This is a genomic window from Pseudoalteromonas sp. H71 (assembly GCF_001468485.1).
Taxonomy (GTDB): Bacteria; Pseudomonadota; Gammaproteobacteria; order Enterobacterales; family Alteromonadaceae; genus Pseudoalteromonas.
This window is the reverse complement of the sequence record NZ_LODI01000024.1, coordinates 19557-35584: the sequence shown is the minus strand read 5'-3', so window position 1 is coordinate 35584 and position 16028 is coordinate 19557. Positions and strand designations below refer to the sequence as shown.

Below are 16028 nucleotides of genomic sequence, written 5' to 3'. Positions count from 1 at the left end.
AAAAAGCCTTCTAAATTAGAAGGCTTTTTTGCAAAGTAAATTAATCTACATACTTAAAAAAACGATTAAACCTAAGCCTAAAACTAATCGGTAAATGACAAAAGGTAACATTCCCATTCGTTCAATCACTTTTAAAAATAAATAAATACACGCATAAGCAGATAAAAAGGACAGTACCACCCCTAGTAACAATGTGCCCCATTCAACAACGTGGTCGCCCAATGCGAGCTCTACTGTGTAATAAAGCCCCATCATTGATATAACAGGAATGGCGAGTAAAAACGAAAAGCGCGCTGCGCTTTGCTTATTCATGCGTAGCATTAAACCCGCTGTCATTGTAATACCTGAACGAGAGGTACCCGGGATCATAGCAACGGCTTGCGCCAAGCCAATCATTAAAGCCGACTTCCAATTAAGTTGATAAATTGTTTTAACTTGTTTTCCTTTGGCATCAGCGTACCAGAGCAGCAAACCAAAAATAATGGTGGTGGCAGCAATGACCCATGCACTTCGAAGGTATAACTCAACAAAATCCTTAAGTAACAAACCAAATACTGCAGCAGGTATTGTCCCTAAAATAATCCACCAGCCGAGTTTACTGTCGTCTGTTTTACCTTGTGCGCCAAACGATTTAAACCACGCACTGAGAATATCAGCCACTTCTTTACGAAAATAAATGACAACCGCTATCAAAGTGCCCACATGCACTGCAACATCAAAAGCGAGTCCTTGATCTTCCCAGCCTAAAATTTGCGAGGGTAAAATTAAATGAGCCGAGCTAGATATGGGTAAAAACTCAGTAAAACCTTGAATTAGCGCTAAAATTATTATTTCTAAAATACTCATGGGTTAGAAAACTCCACCTTCCATAGTTTTTGTTGAGGGTTATTATATTCATTCCATAATTGAGCAATTGTTTGCTTAGCTACAGGGTGATAAAAACCGGGGGCAACCTCACTGAGAGGCTGTAGTACAAATGCATTTTTAGTGATTTCATCGCGCGGCAATTGCGCAGGGCTGTCACAAATAACATCGTCGTAAAACAATAAATCTAAATCTAGTGTTCGTGGACTGAACTTTTTATCATTAGGTGTACGACCATTATCGCGCTCTATTTCTTTTAGTAACGCACACACTTCAGCTAGCGGCCTATCTGTTTTTGCCCCAACGACCGAATTATAAAAGTTATTACCTACGAAACCTACGGCTTCGCTTTCAAAAACAGACGAATGCTCTATATTTTTAAAATGCGTTTTAAGCGCTTTTAAGGCACTTTGCATATAGTGCACTTTGTTAATATTTGACCCAAGACTAATAAATATTTGCGCCATTTAAACGCTTGCCTTATTGCGAGTTATTTCTACTCCAACAGTTTGTGCTTGCGGCACTGCTGCAGGTTTACTCACTCTAATTTTCACTTGAGTTGTATTAAATTCCGTTAAAATAATATCAGCCAATTGCTCAACAAGTGTTTCAAGTAACTCAACAGGCTTAGCAGTACTATGTGCAATGACGCGTTCGCTTACTTTTGCGTAATCAAGTGCTAAATTAATGTCATCATTTGCGGCAGCGGGTTTAATATCACTTAGCATTTCAATATCAAAATAAAGGCTCTGTTTACTTTCTTTTTCAAAGTCGTACACTCCAATAATCGTGTCGACGTGCAATTGAGATATAAATACCTTATCCATTGATACTCCAAAAGACCAACAACTGTTCTAACTACATAAACTAATTAAAAATTAATATTGTATATGCTTTAATCAGTGTTTAAATATGTAAAAATACCTTCTACAATAACAAAATAACGCGTTGAGCTAAAATTGATAGAAGTATAATACTTTTAACGATAAATTTTGCCGCCAATAATAGCCCAAAAACGATGTTAATTGCATTAAATGTAACGGGTATAACGATAAAAAAATAAGGAACTATGTGTTAGCCATTTTGATGTTTGTTTTAGCGTACCTACTTGGGTCGATTTCGTCGGCTATTTTAGTGTCGCGCCTATTTAAACTCCAAGATCCCCGCACACATGGCTCAAATAACCCTGGCGCAACTAATGTTTACCGCTTAGGTGGCGCTTTTCCTGCTGTTTTAGTTCTTGTTTTTGATATTTTAAAAGGCACAATTCCAGTGTGGGGGGCCTATTTTTTACAACTTGAGCCTTTAGTTCTGGGCGTTGTTGCCGTCGGCGCCTGTTTAGGGCACATGTACCCCGTGTTTTTTAATTTTAAAGGAGGCAAGGCCGTTGCAACCGCATTTGGTGCTTTACTTCCAATAGGTTTATCCCTGGCAGGGTTATTAATTGCTACTTGGCTAATTATTGTTGCGGTAAGTCGCTACTCTTCACTTGCCGCCCTCGTTACCGTTTTACTCGCACCGCTTTATACGTGGTTAATTAAGCCCCTATATACATTGCCAGTGGTTTTTATCACGGTGCTCATTATTTTTCGCCACAGAACAAATATAGTTAGGTTATTTGCGGGTGAAGAACCAAAAGTGGGGGCTAAAAACGCCCCCACCGATGAAAATAAACCAACATAACCCGTTAAATTAAATGGGCTCGAGGCTGTCTATTGGCCAACGTGGCTTGGTTTTCATATCGAGGGTTGCAAACTGACCTGCTTTTAAACGCTGCATTCCGGCATAAGCAATCATTGCGCCGTTATCTGTACAAAACTCTGTACGCGGATAATAAACCTCACCTTTCATCCCTTGCATCACACGCTCAAGCTGAAGCCTAAGCTGGGTATTTGCGCTTACTCCACCTGCAATAACTAAACGTTTGATGCCTGTTTGCTTAAGCGCTCGCTTACATTTAATAACTAACGTATCAATAACGGCGGTTTGAAATGCATGAGCTATGTCAGCTTTAGTTTGCTCGTCTTCATCATTTTCACGAATGGTAATCGACGCCGCAGTTTTTAAGCCACTAAAGCTAAAATCAAGGCCTGGCTTATCAGTCATTGGACGAGGAAAGATAAATCGTTTTGGCACACCCTGCTCTGCTAATTTAGCTAAGCGAGGGCCTCCTGGGTAATCAAGACCTAATAACTTAGCTGTTTTGTCAAACGCTTCACCTGCAGCATCATCAACAGACTCGCCCAGTACTTCGTATTGACCAATGCCTTCAACTTTTACCATCATGGTATGGCCACCAGAAACAAGTAACGCAATGAACGGAAATTCAGGTACGTTTTCTTCAAGCATAGGAGCAAGTAAGTGCCCCTCCATATGATGAACCGCAACAGCAGGAATATCCCAGCCATAAGCCAAAGAGCGACCAATTGAAGTACCCACTAACAGCGCCCCAACCAAGCCTGGGCCAGCGGTATAAGCAATACCATCTAAATCTTCAGGGCCACACCCCGCTTGAGCAAATGCGGCATCAATAAGAGGTAGAGTTTTACGCACATGATCGCGTGACGCAAGCTCAGGAACCACACCACCGTAGTCAGCATGCACTTTTACTTGGCTGTATAATTGATGAGCTAATAAACCTTTTTCATCATCATAAATTGCAATACCAGTCTCATCACATGACGATTCAATGCCTAAAATTCGCATTGTACTTCTCCCGCTTTTTTATCACTACTTAATCAAAGTTCAAGTTACTTAATTTGTTTATAACGTCAAACCAATATTTGTTTGACCATCAAAAACAGCAAATTTTTTCAGCGCTTTTACACTATCTGAAGTAATACGCCCCATATTTTCAACAAAATCAATAAGCTCAGCTAACACTTCAATTTCATACTGCATCAAAGGGTGTTCCCTAACAGCGGTATTGTCTGCAATTTCACCGTCTACTGTCATTTGGTATTCAATAAAGCGCGCAACGGTTGCTTGCGAAATTTTACTAACGCTTACAAATTCTTTATCGTCTTGTGCCATTAAGCCATGCATCAAGCTCAGTAATGACGTTGCCGCATCAATAGCCGGGTATGTACCAAACATATCAAAATCAGCCAGCTCTGGAACATTAGGTTCCACTTTTTCAACTTGCTTTTCTAAATCGATCTTACTTTTTGGTAGCAAGATTTTTTCCCAACAAACATTAAGCGCATTACGAAGTAACGTTTCATCACCAAACCCCGTAGCTTCACTAAATAAGCCGTAATTTGGCAACATACGTTCAATTAGCGCACTTGCTAATACCGCTTTTTGTAAATAGTTTAGCTCTCTAATACGCTGAAAATTATTTGCTTTAGTCATTCTTTAACGTCTCACATGACCAACAAAAATCAAATGTTGATCCATTATGCTCATTACAGTTAGGACATACCCAATCTGGAGCGGATTGTTTTACTTGCTGATAGTTTACCAATATTTGTCGCGCATGGCGCTCTTTTATCGCATAAACCTGCACTCTAACTTGTGCCTGATCGAAAGGAATTTCTCCAAGTGCGCCTTGAAGCATTTCTCCTGCAACTTTACACTCTATCCCGCCTGCTTGAATTAACCCCTTAACAATATTAGCCTCTAAGGTGTTGGCTGCTTGGTAAATTGTTATCCAATTAAATGCACTATCTGTTGTGTTTTTATGAGTTTGCAATATCGACCTCGATTATTTTGTGTGTACAATACTTTAAGGTATTGAGAACGTTATTAAACAATTTTCAAAAAAGGCGCAAGCATGACACTTACAACCCCGGGTCTACTTTTTCCAGCGATATCTTTATTACTTCTTGCTTATACAAACCGATTTTTAGTGCTTGCGCAATTAATCAGAGAATTAAATGCCAGAGAAGGCGAGTCAATTCGACCTGTCGTTGTTGCGCAAATTACCAATTTAAGAAAACGTATAAAACTAATAAGAACGATGCAAGTTTACGGTGTAGGCTCCTTTTTATTGTGTACTTTGTCTATGTTCGCTCTTTTTATTGAGTTTAATACCACGGGTATTATTTTGTTTGGCGTAAGCCTAACCTGCTTAAGTTTATCTTTATTAACGTCTTTATTTGAAATTCATATTTCATGTGATGCAATAGAAATTGAGCTTCAAAATATTGAAAACAAACCATTGAGTAACAGAGCAAACAAAAACTTTGACAATAAAACAAGCTAAAAGACTAAAATTCGTGCAAATATTTTAATTATTGCTTAATCAATGCCCTACTTTGTGGCATACTTTTTCATTAATTAGCATAATAAAGTTATCTAATATTTTATTTATAGATTTATACCTGCTTTTTATTTTAACTTTGCCAGATAGGGATGTTAGGTGAATACTAAACTATTAGCCTTTAGTCTAAAGGTTAATACTTTTTAACATTTTTACACTTTTATTATTGTGCAAACAGATATATTGTGTGATCTATCGGTTGTAAATTTACATATATTTTTTAATAGTTTAGACAGGTAAAACAAACAGAATATTGATGTATCATTACATCACAACTTACTTATAAAAAGGGACTATAAAGTGAGATTTGAGCAATTAGAACAATTTGTAGCACTTGGTGTGTTACGTCACTTCAGACAGGCCGCAGAAAAAACGCAAATTAGTACTTCTGCGCTTACCCGTAGTATTCAAACCCTAGAAGATGAAATGGGCTATGAGCTAGTTACGCGCTCAACCCGCTCAGTAAAACTGACTCCTGAAGGCGAACTTTTTCTTGATTACGCCAAAAATACACTTAGCGAATTAGAAAACACCAAAAAGCGCCTGTTTCAATCTGTTCATGGCAATGCCGATGAAAAACTTATTATTGGTTACACAAATAAGGCGAGTAATATTGTGCCTATCTCATGTGGGCAATTTTTAGCGCAGTACCCACATGTAAAAATTGAAATGCAATTACAAGAACAGCATGAATTAACGCGTAAGCTTCAAGAAGGTGAAATAGACATTAGTGTTTATTCTCAAGCTATAAATAGTATTGGTAGCGATATTCATCTGCCTGATCAGCTTATTTTATTTGTATCTAAACATCACCCGCTTGCCCAAAAAAGTGACATAAGCAAACACGAACTTGACTCCTATTCAGCCTTTGGCTGTTTCTCTCAGTCAAAACAAGTTCAAACCATGCTAAATGAAGCCATTGATTCTTTAAATAAATCATCAACTATTAAAATGGGCAGTATTGAACTGGTTATATCGGGCATTACTAAATCAGATAGTTTTGCAATCGCCAGTATTGAACATGCAAACACAGTGGCAGAGCACACCGACCTGGTTCAGTTAAAAACAAATAAAGACCTAAGCCATGAGCAGTTAGTTGTTCAAACAAATCAACAAACAGCTGTTACTGAACACTTGGCACATTTACTTTCACTCATAAAAAAAGCAGCCACAACAATTAATTAATCCATTGTTATTTTTGAAATAGGTGCAGCACAAAACAATAGCTTTTTACTCTTTTTCGGCTAAACTGGCGCACCTTCAAAAAAAGAACCACATAAATGATCAACTTTTCAACCGATGGTGCGTTTTATAACGATATTGAAAACCGCGGTTATACAGTTATACCCAATGCCATAAACAAAGAACTAATAGCTGATTTAATGGCTGATTGTTATCGTATAAATCCGCACTTTAGCCTTGCTGGTATTGGTCGTTTAAATCATTTACAAATTGACGATAATATTCGAAAAGATAAAACTTATTGGTTTGATGGGTCATCCCAAGCACAATTAACCTACCTAGCTGTTATGGAGAGTATTCGCACAACGCTCAATCGCACTTTTTTTATGGGGCTATTTGATTACGAATGTCACTATGCAAAATACACTCACGGTGACTTTTATAAAAAGCATGTCGATGCCTTTAAAGGACGTTCTAATAGAGTATTTACCAGCGTTTTTTATTTAAATACACCAGGCGAGGGCGGTGAACTTGTAATTTATAAGCCAAAAAGCAAAGATATTGAAATGACTATTGCGCCAGAGGCAGGAACGTTAGTTTTATTTGAAAGCGAGCGCTTTGTCCACGAAGTATTACCAGCTGTAGATAATCGGTATTCAATTGCTGGCTGGTTTAGAAAAAACGCATCAATTAGCGGAATTATTGATCCACCTCGTTAATATAACTAAATGTTAATGGGGTACGAGAATAGTAAACCAGCAAAAATAGCCATACCAACATAATGGTTGTTTAAAAATGCTTTAAAGCATGCGTCTCTATCTCGCCTTAAAATTAACACGTGTTGATAAATAAGCAACGTAACTGCAATTAGTAGCCCGCCCCAAAACGGCATACCTAAATGATTAATCGAACCTATATAAGTTATAAGTGCGATAAATAAAGCATTTAGTATAAAAATGATATGGCGGTCGAAGCGACCAAATAAAATAGCGGTCGATTTAACACCAATTTTTACATCATCATCTCTATCAACCATGGCATACATAGTATCGTACGCAACCGTCCAACATACATTAGCAGTAAACAGCAACCAAGCCTGTATGGGTAATGCATCAATAGATGCCATATAAGCCATCGGAATTGCCCAACCAAATGCGGCCCCAAGCACGACTTGCGGCAATTGGGTATAGCGCTTCATAAACGGATAGCAAAACGCGAGCGCAAGCGCACCAAAAGACAATAAAATGGTGTTAACATTCAGCATTAAAACCAAAATAAACGCTACAAAGATCAGTAATAAAAATAAACTTAGTGCTTCTGCGCTTGCTACCGTACCAGATGCTAGAGGACGTTGAGCTGTACGTTTTACAGAGCCATCTACTTTTCTATCTGCAAAATCATTTATCACACAGCCTGCACTGCGCATTACTACAACACCCAAAGTAAACACTATAAAATTAATTAAGCTCGGCGTACCGCTATTGGCAAGCCATAAAGCCCAATATGTTGGCCATAAAAGCAATAAAGTACCTATTGGCTTATCAACACGCATAAGCTGTAAATAATAAGAAAAATGCTTAGCTTTTAAACCTGCTAATTTCATAAGTAAAGATACGCTCCGGGTAAAAATACTTCCGCCACCAAAAATTGATACTCACTTAACGAAAACACACTGCGGCGACCTAATAATGTTTGTATTGGCAAATTTTGCTGTGCCACTAAATTTTGTATTGAATGTTTGTTATCGAAACGGGCTATTTCAATATTTTGACGAACAAGCTCGGGCTGTTGAAAAATAACATCGCCTAAAGGACGTTCTCCCATATTATGAAGCGAGTTGTGAGTTTGGTTATTCGGCAGCCAACTTTGAGCGTAAACCATGGGGTGATTATCGCATAATAAAAGCACTTCTCTGTTTAACGCCGATGACGTTTTGCAGTCTAGTAATTGCTGCTGTTCATGGTTTAAATTAAATGTCTGTTCGCTAAGTACTTTTACACTAAAAGAAGTTGCTTTACTTTTTAGTTTAGCGGTTAAAGAGCGCGGCTCAAAAAGCCATTCTCGCTCTGTAGGTGTTAAGTCATCGGTTTGTAAAGCCGATAGCCAGTTAGCTGATAAAGATAAAGGAAAAGTTGCCACAATAACTCAATAAAATATAATCCAAGTAAATGATAACATTGCCTAAGCATTTGAAAAAGTGCCTATTCACCAACCCAAGTAACTAATATAAATAATTGCTTGGCGCTGTTTATTACCTATTATTAAGTATAAACTATTTACAACAGGTTTTCGGAAACGCTTTAAATATGAAAAAAATAGTATATGTGGGTCTTTTTACATTAATTATGAGTTTAGTGAGCCTGAGTGCCCGAGCAGAGTCAACGGTTGGTTACTTTGGTTTTGAACCTGACATAATCACTAATTATATTGGCGCATCAAGTAAAAAGATGGGTTATGTGCGCGTTACCGTTGACTTAATGCTAAGTGATAATTCAGACATCGCTGTTGTTGAGCATCACACCCCTTTATTAAGAGACGCTATTGTAGAAATTTTATCGAAAGAGCCTGAAGAAAAAATAAAGTCATTAACTGGTCGCGAAGAAATTCGCGCAAAATGCATAGAAAAATTAAAAAGCCTGTTAAAAGAAGAAACAGGCCAGGAAATTATTCGTGAAGTGTTATTTACTAAGTATTTGTACCACTAAGTTCAACCACCTTTAGGCTCATTAGTAAATAGTTGGGCGGTATAGGCAAACGCCATTCCGCTCAAAAGTCCACCTAAGTGTGCCCAATTAGCCATTCCAAAAAACAGCACATCAGCAAAGCCAAGCACTAACCAAACAAGCATAAAACCTACAATTGAGGTACTCACTAATGCCGGTTTATGCGGGTTTAAAAAACTATGAATCCAACAATAACCTAGCAAGCCGTATACCACGCCACTTAAACCGCCAAAATTAGGCCCAACAATTAAATATTGCGCCCAGCTACTGATTAAAGCAGTAACAAAAAATAGCCCTATTAGACTCAATTTTCCACATTGCTTTTCAATATTGTCTCCAAGCGATACCCACCATATTAAATTAAACACTATGTGGATTGCGCTAAAGTGAACCAAGGCCGGCGTTAACCAAGTTATAGGAGACGAGGGATCAAATTGTAAAGCAGAATAAATACTCTCAAACCCACCCAATAAAAACGCAACATAAATAACAATACTAAATACACTGACTGACTGATTAAGCCAACTCAGCGCTTTAAATCGCGCTATGAGATTTAGCGATTGCCCTTGATACTTTAGGGGCGATTGCGTACTACCTACATGCCAAGAAGCTTGCTGATATCGTGGATGAGAGGGATTTTGAGTAAACTCAATCCAAAGCTGTTGTACCTGGTGAAAATGCTCTTCAGATACACTAATAACAACATGGCTACCATCGGTTGAATGTAGGCGCCCATCTAAACCTTGGCTTTTTAAATAATCTATAAAGCCTTGTGCGGCACGCGGGTTATTTAAACTGCCAAGTTCTATCATCGTTCTACTTTCTCGCTGTAGGCTGCTTCCCAAGCTGTAAAACCGCCATCCATGCTATATACATCCTCAAAACCTTGCTCAACTAAATAGCTTGCAGCACCTTGCGAGCTCATACCGTGGTAACACACAATAATAATGGGCTGATCGAACTCTTTTTCCATCATAAACTGTGCAATATTGGCATTTGATAATGCCTCAGAGCCTGGGATATGGCCCGCTTGATATGAGTTAGGATCGCGTATATCTGCAATTACTACGTCTTCTTTGTCTAATAACTCATGCGTTTGCGCAATCGATATATGTTTAAATGCCATTGAACTCTCTTTAATAAATAAAATAAAAAAGGCGGCCATAGCCGCCCTTCTTGTAATTTTTTATGGAATTAATCCCAATTTAAAATTACTTTTCCTGACTGACCTGAAATCATCATATCAAAGCCAGCTTGGAAGTCATCTACAGAATACTGATGCGTTATGATTGGGCTTAAATTAAGACCTGACTGAATCAAACTTGCCATTTTGTACCAGGTTTCAAACATTTCGCGACCATAAATACCTTTAATCACTAAACCTTTAAAAATAACTTGGTTCCAATCTACCGCCATATCTGATGGCGGAATACCTAACATGGCAATTTTACCACCGTGATTCATGTTATTAAGCATTGAATTGAATGCGCTTGGCACGCCTGACATTTCAAGGCCAATATCAAAGCCTTCTGTCATGCCTAAATCGGTCATAACCTCTTCAAGCTTTTCGTTGGCAACATTTACCGCGCGAGTTGCACCCATTTTACGAGCAAGCTCTAAGCGATATTCATTTACATCAGTAATTACTACATGACGCGCGCCTACATGTTTAGCAACGGCTGCAGCCATAATACCAATTGGACCAGCGCCTGTAATAAGGACATCTTCACCCACTAAATCAAACGAAAGCGCTGTGTGTACCGCATTGCCAAACGGGTCAAAAATAGACGCTAGTTCATCTGAAATGTTATCTGGAATTTTAAACGCGTTAAATGCAGGGATCACCAAATATTCAGCAAACGCACCTTCGCGGTTAACACCAACACCTGTGGTATTACGACATAAATGAACACGCCCAGCACGGCAGTTTCGACAATGCCCACAGGTAATATGACCTTCGCCAGAGACGCGGTCACCAACAGCAAAACCACGAACTTCTTGGCCCATATCAACTACTTCACCAACGTATTCGTGGCCAACTACCATAGGCGTAGGAATCGTTTTACTTGCCCACTCGTCCCATTTATAAATATGAACGTCGGTTCCACAAATAGCCGTTTTGCGAATTTTAATAAGCAGATCGTTGTGGCCAACTTCTGGTTTTGGCGCATCTGTCATCCAAATGCCCGGCTCTGCTTTTAATTTAGATAATGCTTTCATGAATTACACTCAACAAAAAACCGAAAAGACTTCGGTTTATTAAAAATTAAATAACGCCCATTTCTTTACCAATACGAGTAAAAGCTGCGATCGCTATATCAAGCTGCTCGATACTGTGCGCTGCTGAAATTTGCGTACGAATCCGAGCTTGCCCTTTTGGTACTACTGGGAATGAAAAGCCAGTCACATAAATGCCTTCTGCAAGTAATTTGTCTGCCATAAGTGATGCCACTTTAGCGTCGCCCAACATAACGGGGATAATGGCATGGTCTTTACCTGCGCAGGTAAAACCCGCCGCTTCCATTTGTTCACGGAAGTACTTAGCATTTGACCAAAGCTTAGCCCGAAGTTCGCCGCCATTTTCAAGCATTTCTAGCACTTTAATTGATGCTGTAACAATCGAAGGAGCTAGTGAATTAGAAAACAAGTATGGACGAGAGCGCTGGCGTAGCCATTCAACAATTTCTTTTTTACCTGAGGTGTAACCACCTGATGCGCCGCCAAGTGCTTTACCTAATGTACCAGTAATAATATCTACTCGGTCAAGTACATTACAATACTCTGGTGTACCTTTACCGTTTTCGCCAACAAAACCAACTGCGTGAGAGTCATCAACCATAACAAGAGCATCGTACTTATCGGCCAAATCGCACACGGCTTCTAAATTACAAATTACGCCGTCCATAGAGAACACGCCGTCGGTAGCAATGAGTTTAGTTTTAGCACCCGCTTCGTCTGCAGCAATAAGTTGCTTTTCAAGGTCGCTCATGTCGTTATTCGCATAGCGAAAACGCTTAGCTTTACATAAACGAACGCCATCAATAATTGACGCATGATTTAATGAATCTGAAATAATGGCATCATCTGGCCCCAAAATTGTTTCAAATAAACCTGTGTTCGCATCAAAACAAGAAGAATATAAAATGGTGTCTTCGGTTTCTAAAAATGCACTAATTTTTTGTTCCAGTGTTTTGTGAATGTCTTGCGTACCACAAATAAAACGCACAGAAGCCACACCAAAACCATGCTTACTTAAGCCATTTTGGGCAGCTTCAATTAGCTCTGGGCTATTAGCTAAACCTAAGTAATTGTTAGCACAGAAGTTAATAACACTACCAGAGGCAACTTCTATTTGAGCTTGTTGCTGAGACTTAATAATACGTTCGTTTTTGTACAAACCTTCTGATTTTACGTCTTCAATTTGCTGTTGTAGCTGGCTAAAAAAAGCAGATGCTCTCATCTGTGTTCTCCATTTAATTGAACGGGTAAACAACAACATTTTAGTTACTGTTTAAGATGGGGGGTATTGTAAAAGTTTAGCGAAGAAAATGCACGGTTTGCAGTTCGTCGCAAAGTGGCTAACTGGCAGGAATTCCTGCCAGTTTACAGCCAATTAGGGTAGGATTACTTACCTGCTTAAAAGTGCAGTTAACTCATTGATTGAATCAATAACTAAATCAGCATGTTGAGGTGCATCACTCGGTAAATCTTTACCAGACCTTACTAATACTTTTACGCCAATACAGGCGTTACTGGCCGCTTGCATATCACTAAGCTTGTCGCCCACCATAATACTTTTTTCTGGGTCGATGCTATGGGTATCAATACCCTCAAGCAACATACCCGGTGCGGGCTTTCTGCAATTACACTGTTTTAAATACTCAGGTAATGCCTTTTTTGGGTGGTGAGGACAAAAGTATACATCGGCCACTTCGATGTCATGCGCACTAAATTGGTTTTTCATCCAACCTGTAAGCATTAGGAAATCGTGTTGTGTGTAATATCCTCGCCCAATCCCCGATTGGTTGGTCACTATGATTATTTTATAGCCTGCATCGTAAAATGCTTTACAGGTACTAAATACACCGTCAATAAATTCAAAATCTTCACTTTTATATACATAACCATGATCAATATTAACGACTCCATCACGGTCTAAAAAAAGGGCTTTATTTTGTTGTAGGCTCATTTTAATGACTCTTTTTTTACAACATGGTCAAACATTGCCTTTACGCTTTCTACGCTTATCTGGCTCATTAAATCATCGCCTTTAACGCGGGTGCCCCACGGTACTTGCTGCGCCGTTTTACCGGTTTGATTAAGTAAGTTTTGATGGTAAACCTCAACGACGTAGTTTTGGTATAAATAGGGGCCTGTGCGTGCAGGGTTTGAATGCGCATATAAACCAATAACAGGCGTGCCAACGGTTACTGCCATATGAGCAGGCCCGGTATCAGGGGCAAGTACTAAATCAGCTCTTTTTAATACACATAACAGCTCTTTAAGCTTAGTTTTGCCAACTAAATTTAAAATAGGGCTATTGCAATGTTTAATAATATTATTCGCTAAGTTTACTTCAAGCTCGGTAGGCCCGCCGGTTAAAGCAACGTTAAAACCTTCCGCGTGTGCGTGATCAGCTAGTGCAGCATAGCGTTCAGGCAACCAATTGCGCTGAGCTTTACTAGCCGCTGGCGAGATAACAAATAGCTTGTTAGCTAAATACTCTTGCCCTAATAACTCGTCTGCTTTGCTTTGATCTTGTGTGCTGTAAGGCATTTGCCATGAAGGCGTATAATCATCGACACCTATTGCATTAGCAAAACCTTTAAAGCCCTCTAATACATGCGACTCTTTTTGCGCTGCTATGCGTTTATCTATAAATAAGCTGTGTAGCTCTTTTGAGCGCGCCCAATCAAATCCTATTTTTACTTTTGCAGGTATACAGCGTGCTACAAAGCCTGCTCTTAATGCCACCTGCATATTAAGAAGTACGTCAAACGGCTTACCTTTAAAGGTATTTTTTAATTTCTTAAGCGCAGCGTTACCTTCTTTTTTATCAAAAATTACCAGCTCTACGCCTGGTAAATCAGCAAGTAACACAGCCTCTACTTTACCCATTACCCAGGTTATTTTTGCATTAGGGTGCGCTTTTTGAATTGCTTGAACAGCACTAACCGCATGGCAAACATCACCAATAGCAGAGAGTCTTAAAATACAAATAGAGGAGTAATTAGGCACTTGAGTCACGCATTCCGTTAGGCTTTAAATAATAGGTTAAGATCTTAAATTATACTCGCGTTAATGCAAGCACTTATCCTGCGCCATAAAACACGTTAATATAGGCGCATTATTGAATTATTTTAACAAGCTATGTTTAATACACTAAAGCAAGGCAAACACACTATTTTAAGCCATCCAGATTATTTAAACCTTGTTGATATAAACTGGTTTGATGCAACTTATTGGCAACAGCAAAATAAAATAGTGGGTACTAAAAAAGGCCGTGCTACGGCATGGTTTTTTAAACACGATAACTTAACCGCTGTGCTCAGGCATTATTGGCGCGGTGGATTAGTTGGTAAGGTATTAAGCGATCAATACCTTTACCCTGGCCTTGAAAATACGCGCGTTTACAAAGAATTTAGCTTAATGATAAAGCTTATTGAACTTGGCCTAAATGTGCCTAAGCCCATTGCAGCTAAAGTATTTCACAATGGTTTAATTTACCGCGGCGATATAATTACACAAGCGGTAAACGGCGCTAAAAGCCTGCTCGACATTTTAATTGAGCGCCCTTTAAATAATGATGAGCTTGAAAATATAGCCAGCACTCTTGCGTTATTTCATATTAAAGGGGTGTACCACGCTGATTTAAATATCAATAATATTTTATTTAATGAAGATGGCGACGTATATGTTATCGACTTTGACCGGGGTGAAATTAAGCAGCCAAACGCACAGTGGCAGCAAGCTAATATGGCTCGCCTTGCACGTTCATTTTTAAAAGAACAAGGCCGGAACAATAGCTTTTGTTGGCAAGGTAACGACTGGAAAACTTTGCATACTATTTATAAGCAAAAGCTATCTGCTTAGCGCTAAATACTGCTGAGAAACTTGCTCTGCACTCACTTTTTGCAAAATATCGGCGCTTTCCACGCTCGGCTTATTTGCTAAAACGTGTTTTATTTTAGCCGCTAGCTCTTCGCTATTTCCTACAGGTACTAAGTAATTAGCCAGCTCGCCTGTTAATATTTCACTCGGCCCGAAGGTACAATCAGCACTCACTACAGGTGTACCCACTGCTAACGCTTCAATTAACACTGTTGGCAACCCCTCAAAGTCAGAGCTTAAAACTAATGCCTGCGCGTGTTTAATCCAATTATACGGGTTTTGTTCAAACCCGGGGACAACTAATCGCTCTGCAATACCATACTCTTTTGCAAGCTTAAACGCTTTTGCTGGCTTATTACACAAAAGCACTAATTTGTATTTTTTATCAAGTTTGGCAAATGCTGCAAATAAAATATCGTGGCGCTTTTGCTTAGCTAAGCGACCAACATGAATTAAATAAGGAGACTGCGGGATAGCCGTATTAATTTCATCTGATTGGCGTTTTATTTCAGCTAAGTTAAATGGATTATAAATAGTAGTTATTGCGCTTGGCGTAATTAAATCGCCTTCCATGATTTCTTGCTCTACCCCTTTGGATACACAAACTAGTGACTTACCATTTAGGTTTTGTTTTGATTTTTTAAGATAGCGATAAGAAAACGGGCCTAATTTTTTTTGCCTAGCCAGCTCTGCGTTGACTGAGTTATGTACAACAAAATGTACATTTTTAACTGCACTTTTAGCAAGTAAATTATTACTTCTATCAAGGTTTGAAAGCACTAAATCTATCGCGCCTATGTCTTGTTGTTTATTGCTAAACCAGGCTTCTAACATTACAACGCTTTTATTTATGTTCCAAAAACGGTCTACTTTTGAAGCCCTAT

Annotated in this window: 20 protein-coding genes and 1 pseudogene; 6 read left to right on the top strand and 15 right to left on the bottom strand. The window is 38.9% G+C overall.

The genetic code is table 11. From position 1 onward, the window contains the following. Nucleotides 1-45: 45 nt before the first annotated feature. The 3 genes from ATS71_RS11410 to folB are packed head-to-tail and all read right to left on the bottom strand — an operon-like array spanning nucleotide 46 to nucleotide 1691. Nucleotides 46-846, bottom strand: coding sequence for an undecaprenyl-diphosphate phosphatase (locus ATS71_RS11410; RefSeq protein WP_058404940.1), 801 nt, complete (start codon nucleotides 844-846; stop codon nucleotides 46-48). Continuing rightward, nucleotides 843-1331 carry a 2-amino-4-hydroxy-6-hydroxymethyldihydropteridine diphosphokinase gene (gene folK / locus ATS71_RS11405; protein ID WP_058404939.1) on the bottom strand — a complete coding sequence of 163 codons (489 nt, stop codon included), beginning with the start codon at nucleotides 1329-1331 and terminating at the stop codon, nucleotides 843-845. Before folK ends, ATS71_RS11410 begins: the two co-directional genes overlap by 4 nt. Continuing rightward, the gene (gene folB / locus ATS71_RS11400) at nucleotides 1332-1691 is read right to left on the bottom strand and encodes a dihydroneopterin aldolase (RefSeq protein WP_058404938.1); all 360 of its coding nucleotides are present in this window, start codon (nucleotides 1689-1691) and stop codon (nucleotides 1332-1334) included. A 244-nt stretch (nucleotides 1692-1935) separates the two neighbouring features. On the opposite strand from folB, the gene plsY reads away from it, so the two are divergent. Then, the gene (plsY, locus tag ATS71_RS11395) at nucleotides 1936-2547 is read left to right on the top strand and encodes a glycerol-3-phosphate 1-O-acyltransferase PlsY (RefSeq protein ID WP_058404937.1); all 612 of its coding nucleotides are present in this window, start codon (nucleotides 1936-1938) and stop codon (nucleotides 2545-2547) included. Between the two features lie 9 nt (nucleotides 2548-2556). Here the strand turns inward: plsY and tsaD are convergent, their stop codons facing one another. Genes tsaD through ATS71_RS11380 form a run of 3 tightly spaced genes read right to left on the bottom strand, consistent with a single transcriptional unit; the run spans nucleotide 2557 to nucleotide 4558 of the window. Beyond that, nucleotides 2557-3570, bottom strand: coding sequence for a tRNA (adenosine(37)-N6)-threonylcarbamoyltransferase complex transferase subunit TsaD (gene tsaD / locus ATS71_RS11390; protein ID WP_058404936.1), 1014 nt, complete (start codon nucleotides 3568-3570; stop codon nucleotides 2557-2559). A 57-nt stretch (nucleotides 3571-3627) separates the two neighbouring features. Beyond that, the gene (locus ATS71_RS11385; protein ID WP_058404935.1) at nucleotides 3628-4218 is read right to left on the bottom strand and encodes a YjaG family protein; all 591 of its coding nucleotides are present in this window, start codon (nucleotides 4216-4218) and stop codon (nucleotides 3628-3630) included. Beyond that, nucleotides 4211-4558: a putative signal transducing protein gene (locus ATS71_RS11380; RefSeq protein WP_058404934.1), complete on the bottom strand. Its 348-nt coding sequence runs from the start codon at nucleotides 4556-4558 to the stop codon at nucleotides 4211-4213. The genes ATS71_RS11385 and ATS71_RS11380 overlap by 8 nt, the downstream gene beginning before the upstream one ends. An 81-nt stretch (nucleotides 4559-4639) precedes the next feature. Here ATS71_RS11380 and ATS71_RS11375 point away from each other — a divergent pair, with 81 nt between their 5' ends. From ATS71_RS11375 to ATS71_RS11365, 3 genes are all read left to right on the top strand, one after another. Continuing rightward, the gene (locus ATS71_RS11375; RefSeq protein WP_006791572.1) at nucleotides 4640-5071 is read left to right on the top strand and encodes a DUF2721 domain-containing protein; all 432 of its coding nucleotides are present in this window, start codon (nucleotides 4640-4642) and stop codon (nucleotides 5069-5071) included. A 357-nt stretch (nucleotides 5072-5428) separates the two neighbouring features. Then, on the top strand, nucleotides 5429-6313 hold the full coding sequence (locus ATS71_RS11370; protein ID WP_058404933.1) for a LysR family transcriptional regulator: 885 nt from the start codon (nucleotides 5429-5431) through the stop codon (nucleotides 6311-6313). Nucleotides 6314-6408: 95 nt separating this feature from the next. Continuing rightward, nucleotides 6409-7029 carry a 2OG-Fe(II) oxygenase gene (locus tag ATS71_RS11365; protein WP_058404932.1) on the top strand — a complete coding sequence of 207 codons (621 nt, stop codon included), beginning with the start codon at nucleotides 6409-6411 and terminating at the stop codon, nucleotides 7027-7029. Between the two features lie 5 nt (nucleotides 7030-7034). On the opposite strand, the gene ubiA is transcribed toward ATS71_RS11365, so the two are convergent. Together ubiA and ATS71_RS11355 are read right to left on the bottom strand one after the other, a co-directional pair. Next, the gene (gene ubiA / locus ATS71_RS11360; RefSeq protein ID WP_058404931.1) at nucleotides 7035-7913 is read right to left on the bottom strand and encodes a 4-hydroxybenzoate octaprenyltransferase; all 879 of its coding nucleotides are present in this window, start codon (nucleotides 7911-7913) and stop codon (nucleotides 7035-7037) included. Further along, entirely contained in the window at nucleotides 7910-8449 is a 540-nt protein-coding gene (locus ATS71_RS11355) for a chorismate--pyruvate lyase family protein (RefSeq protein WP_058404930.1), read from the bottom strand. Before ATS71_RS11355 ends, ubiA begins: the two co-directional genes overlap by 4 nt. A 167-nt stretch (nucleotides 8450-8616) precedes the next feature. Here ATS71_RS11355 and ATS71_RS11350 point away from each other — a divergent pair, with 167 nt between their 5' ends. Then, nucleotides 8617-9015: a flagellar basal body-associated protein FliL gene (locus tag ATS71_RS11350; RefSeq protein WP_058404929.1), complete on the top strand. Its 399-nt coding sequence runs from the start codon at nucleotides 8617-8619 to the stop codon at nucleotides 9013-9015. A 2-nt stretch (nucleotides 9016-9017) separates the two neighbouring features. Here the strand turns inward: ATS71_RS11350 and glpG are convergent, their stop codons facing one another. The 6 genes from glpG to ATS71_RS11320 all read right to left on the bottom strand — a co-directional run bounded on the left by glpG (nucleotide 9018) and on the right by ATS71_RS11320 (nucleotide 14280). Beyond that, nucleotides 9018-9845, bottom strand: a complete 828-nt coding sequence (gene glpG, locus ATS71_RS11345; protein WP_058404928.1) for a rhomboid family intramembrane serine protease GlpG — start codon at nucleotides 9843-9845, stop codon at nucleotides 9018-9020. Beyond that, nucleotides 9842-10159 carry a thiosulfate sulfurtransferase GlpE gene (gene glpE, locus ATS71_RS11340; RefSeq protein ID WP_004588558.1) on the bottom strand — a complete coding sequence of 106 codons (318 nt, stop codon included), beginning with the start codon at nucleotides 10157-10159 and terminating at the stop codon, nucleotides 9842-9844. Before glpE ends, glpG begins: the two co-directional genes overlap by 4 nt. A 68-nt stretch (nucleotides 10160-10227) precedes the next feature. Beyond that, nucleotides 10228-11253, bottom strand: a complete 1026-nt coding sequence (gene tdh / locus ATS71_RS11335) for an L-threonine 3-dehydrogenase (protein WP_058404927.1) — start codon at nucleotides 11251-11253, stop codon at nucleotides 10228-10230. Between the two features lie 46 nt (nucleotides 11254-11299). Then, complete coding sequence (locus tag ATS71_RS11330) at nucleotides 11300-12493, bottom strand: glycine C-acetyltransferase (protein WP_058404926.1); 1194 nt, start codon at nucleotides 12491-12493, stop codon at nucleotides 11300-11302. Nucleotides 12494-12661: 168 nt separating this feature from the next. Further along, nucleotides 12662-13222 (bottom strand): D-glycero-beta-D-manno-heptose 1,7-bisphosphate 7-phosphatase, encoded by a 561-nt coding sequence (gene gmhB / locus ATS71_RS11325; protein ID WP_058404925.1) that lies wholly within the window; start codon nucleotides 13220-13222, stop codon nucleotides 12662-12664. Further along, entirely contained in the window at nucleotides 13219-14280 is a 1062-nt protein-coding gene (locus ATS71_RS11320; protein ID WP_058404924.1) for a glycosyltransferase family 9 protein, read from the bottom strand. Before ATS71_RS11320 ends, gmhB begins: the two co-directional genes overlap by 4 nt. A gap of 123 nt (nucleotides 14281-14403) precedes the next feature. Here ATS71_RS11320 and ATS71_RS11315 point away from each other — a divergent pair, with 123 nt between their 5' ends. Further along, nucleotides 14404-15126 carry a 3-deoxy-D-manno-octulosonic acid kinase gene (locus ATS71_RS11315; protein WP_058404923.1) on the top strand — a complete coding sequence of 241 codons (723 nt, stop codon included), beginning with the start codon at nucleotides 14404-14406 and terminating at the stop codon, nucleotides 15124-15126. Here the strand turns inward: ATS71_RS11315 and ATS71_RS11310 are convergent. Continuing rightward, nucleotides 15115-16028, bottom strand: a pseudogene (locus tag ATS71_RS11310) (glycosyltransferase); the annotation flags it as partial. The gene ATS71_RS11315 and the pseudogene ATS71_RS11310 overlap by 12 nt on opposite strands.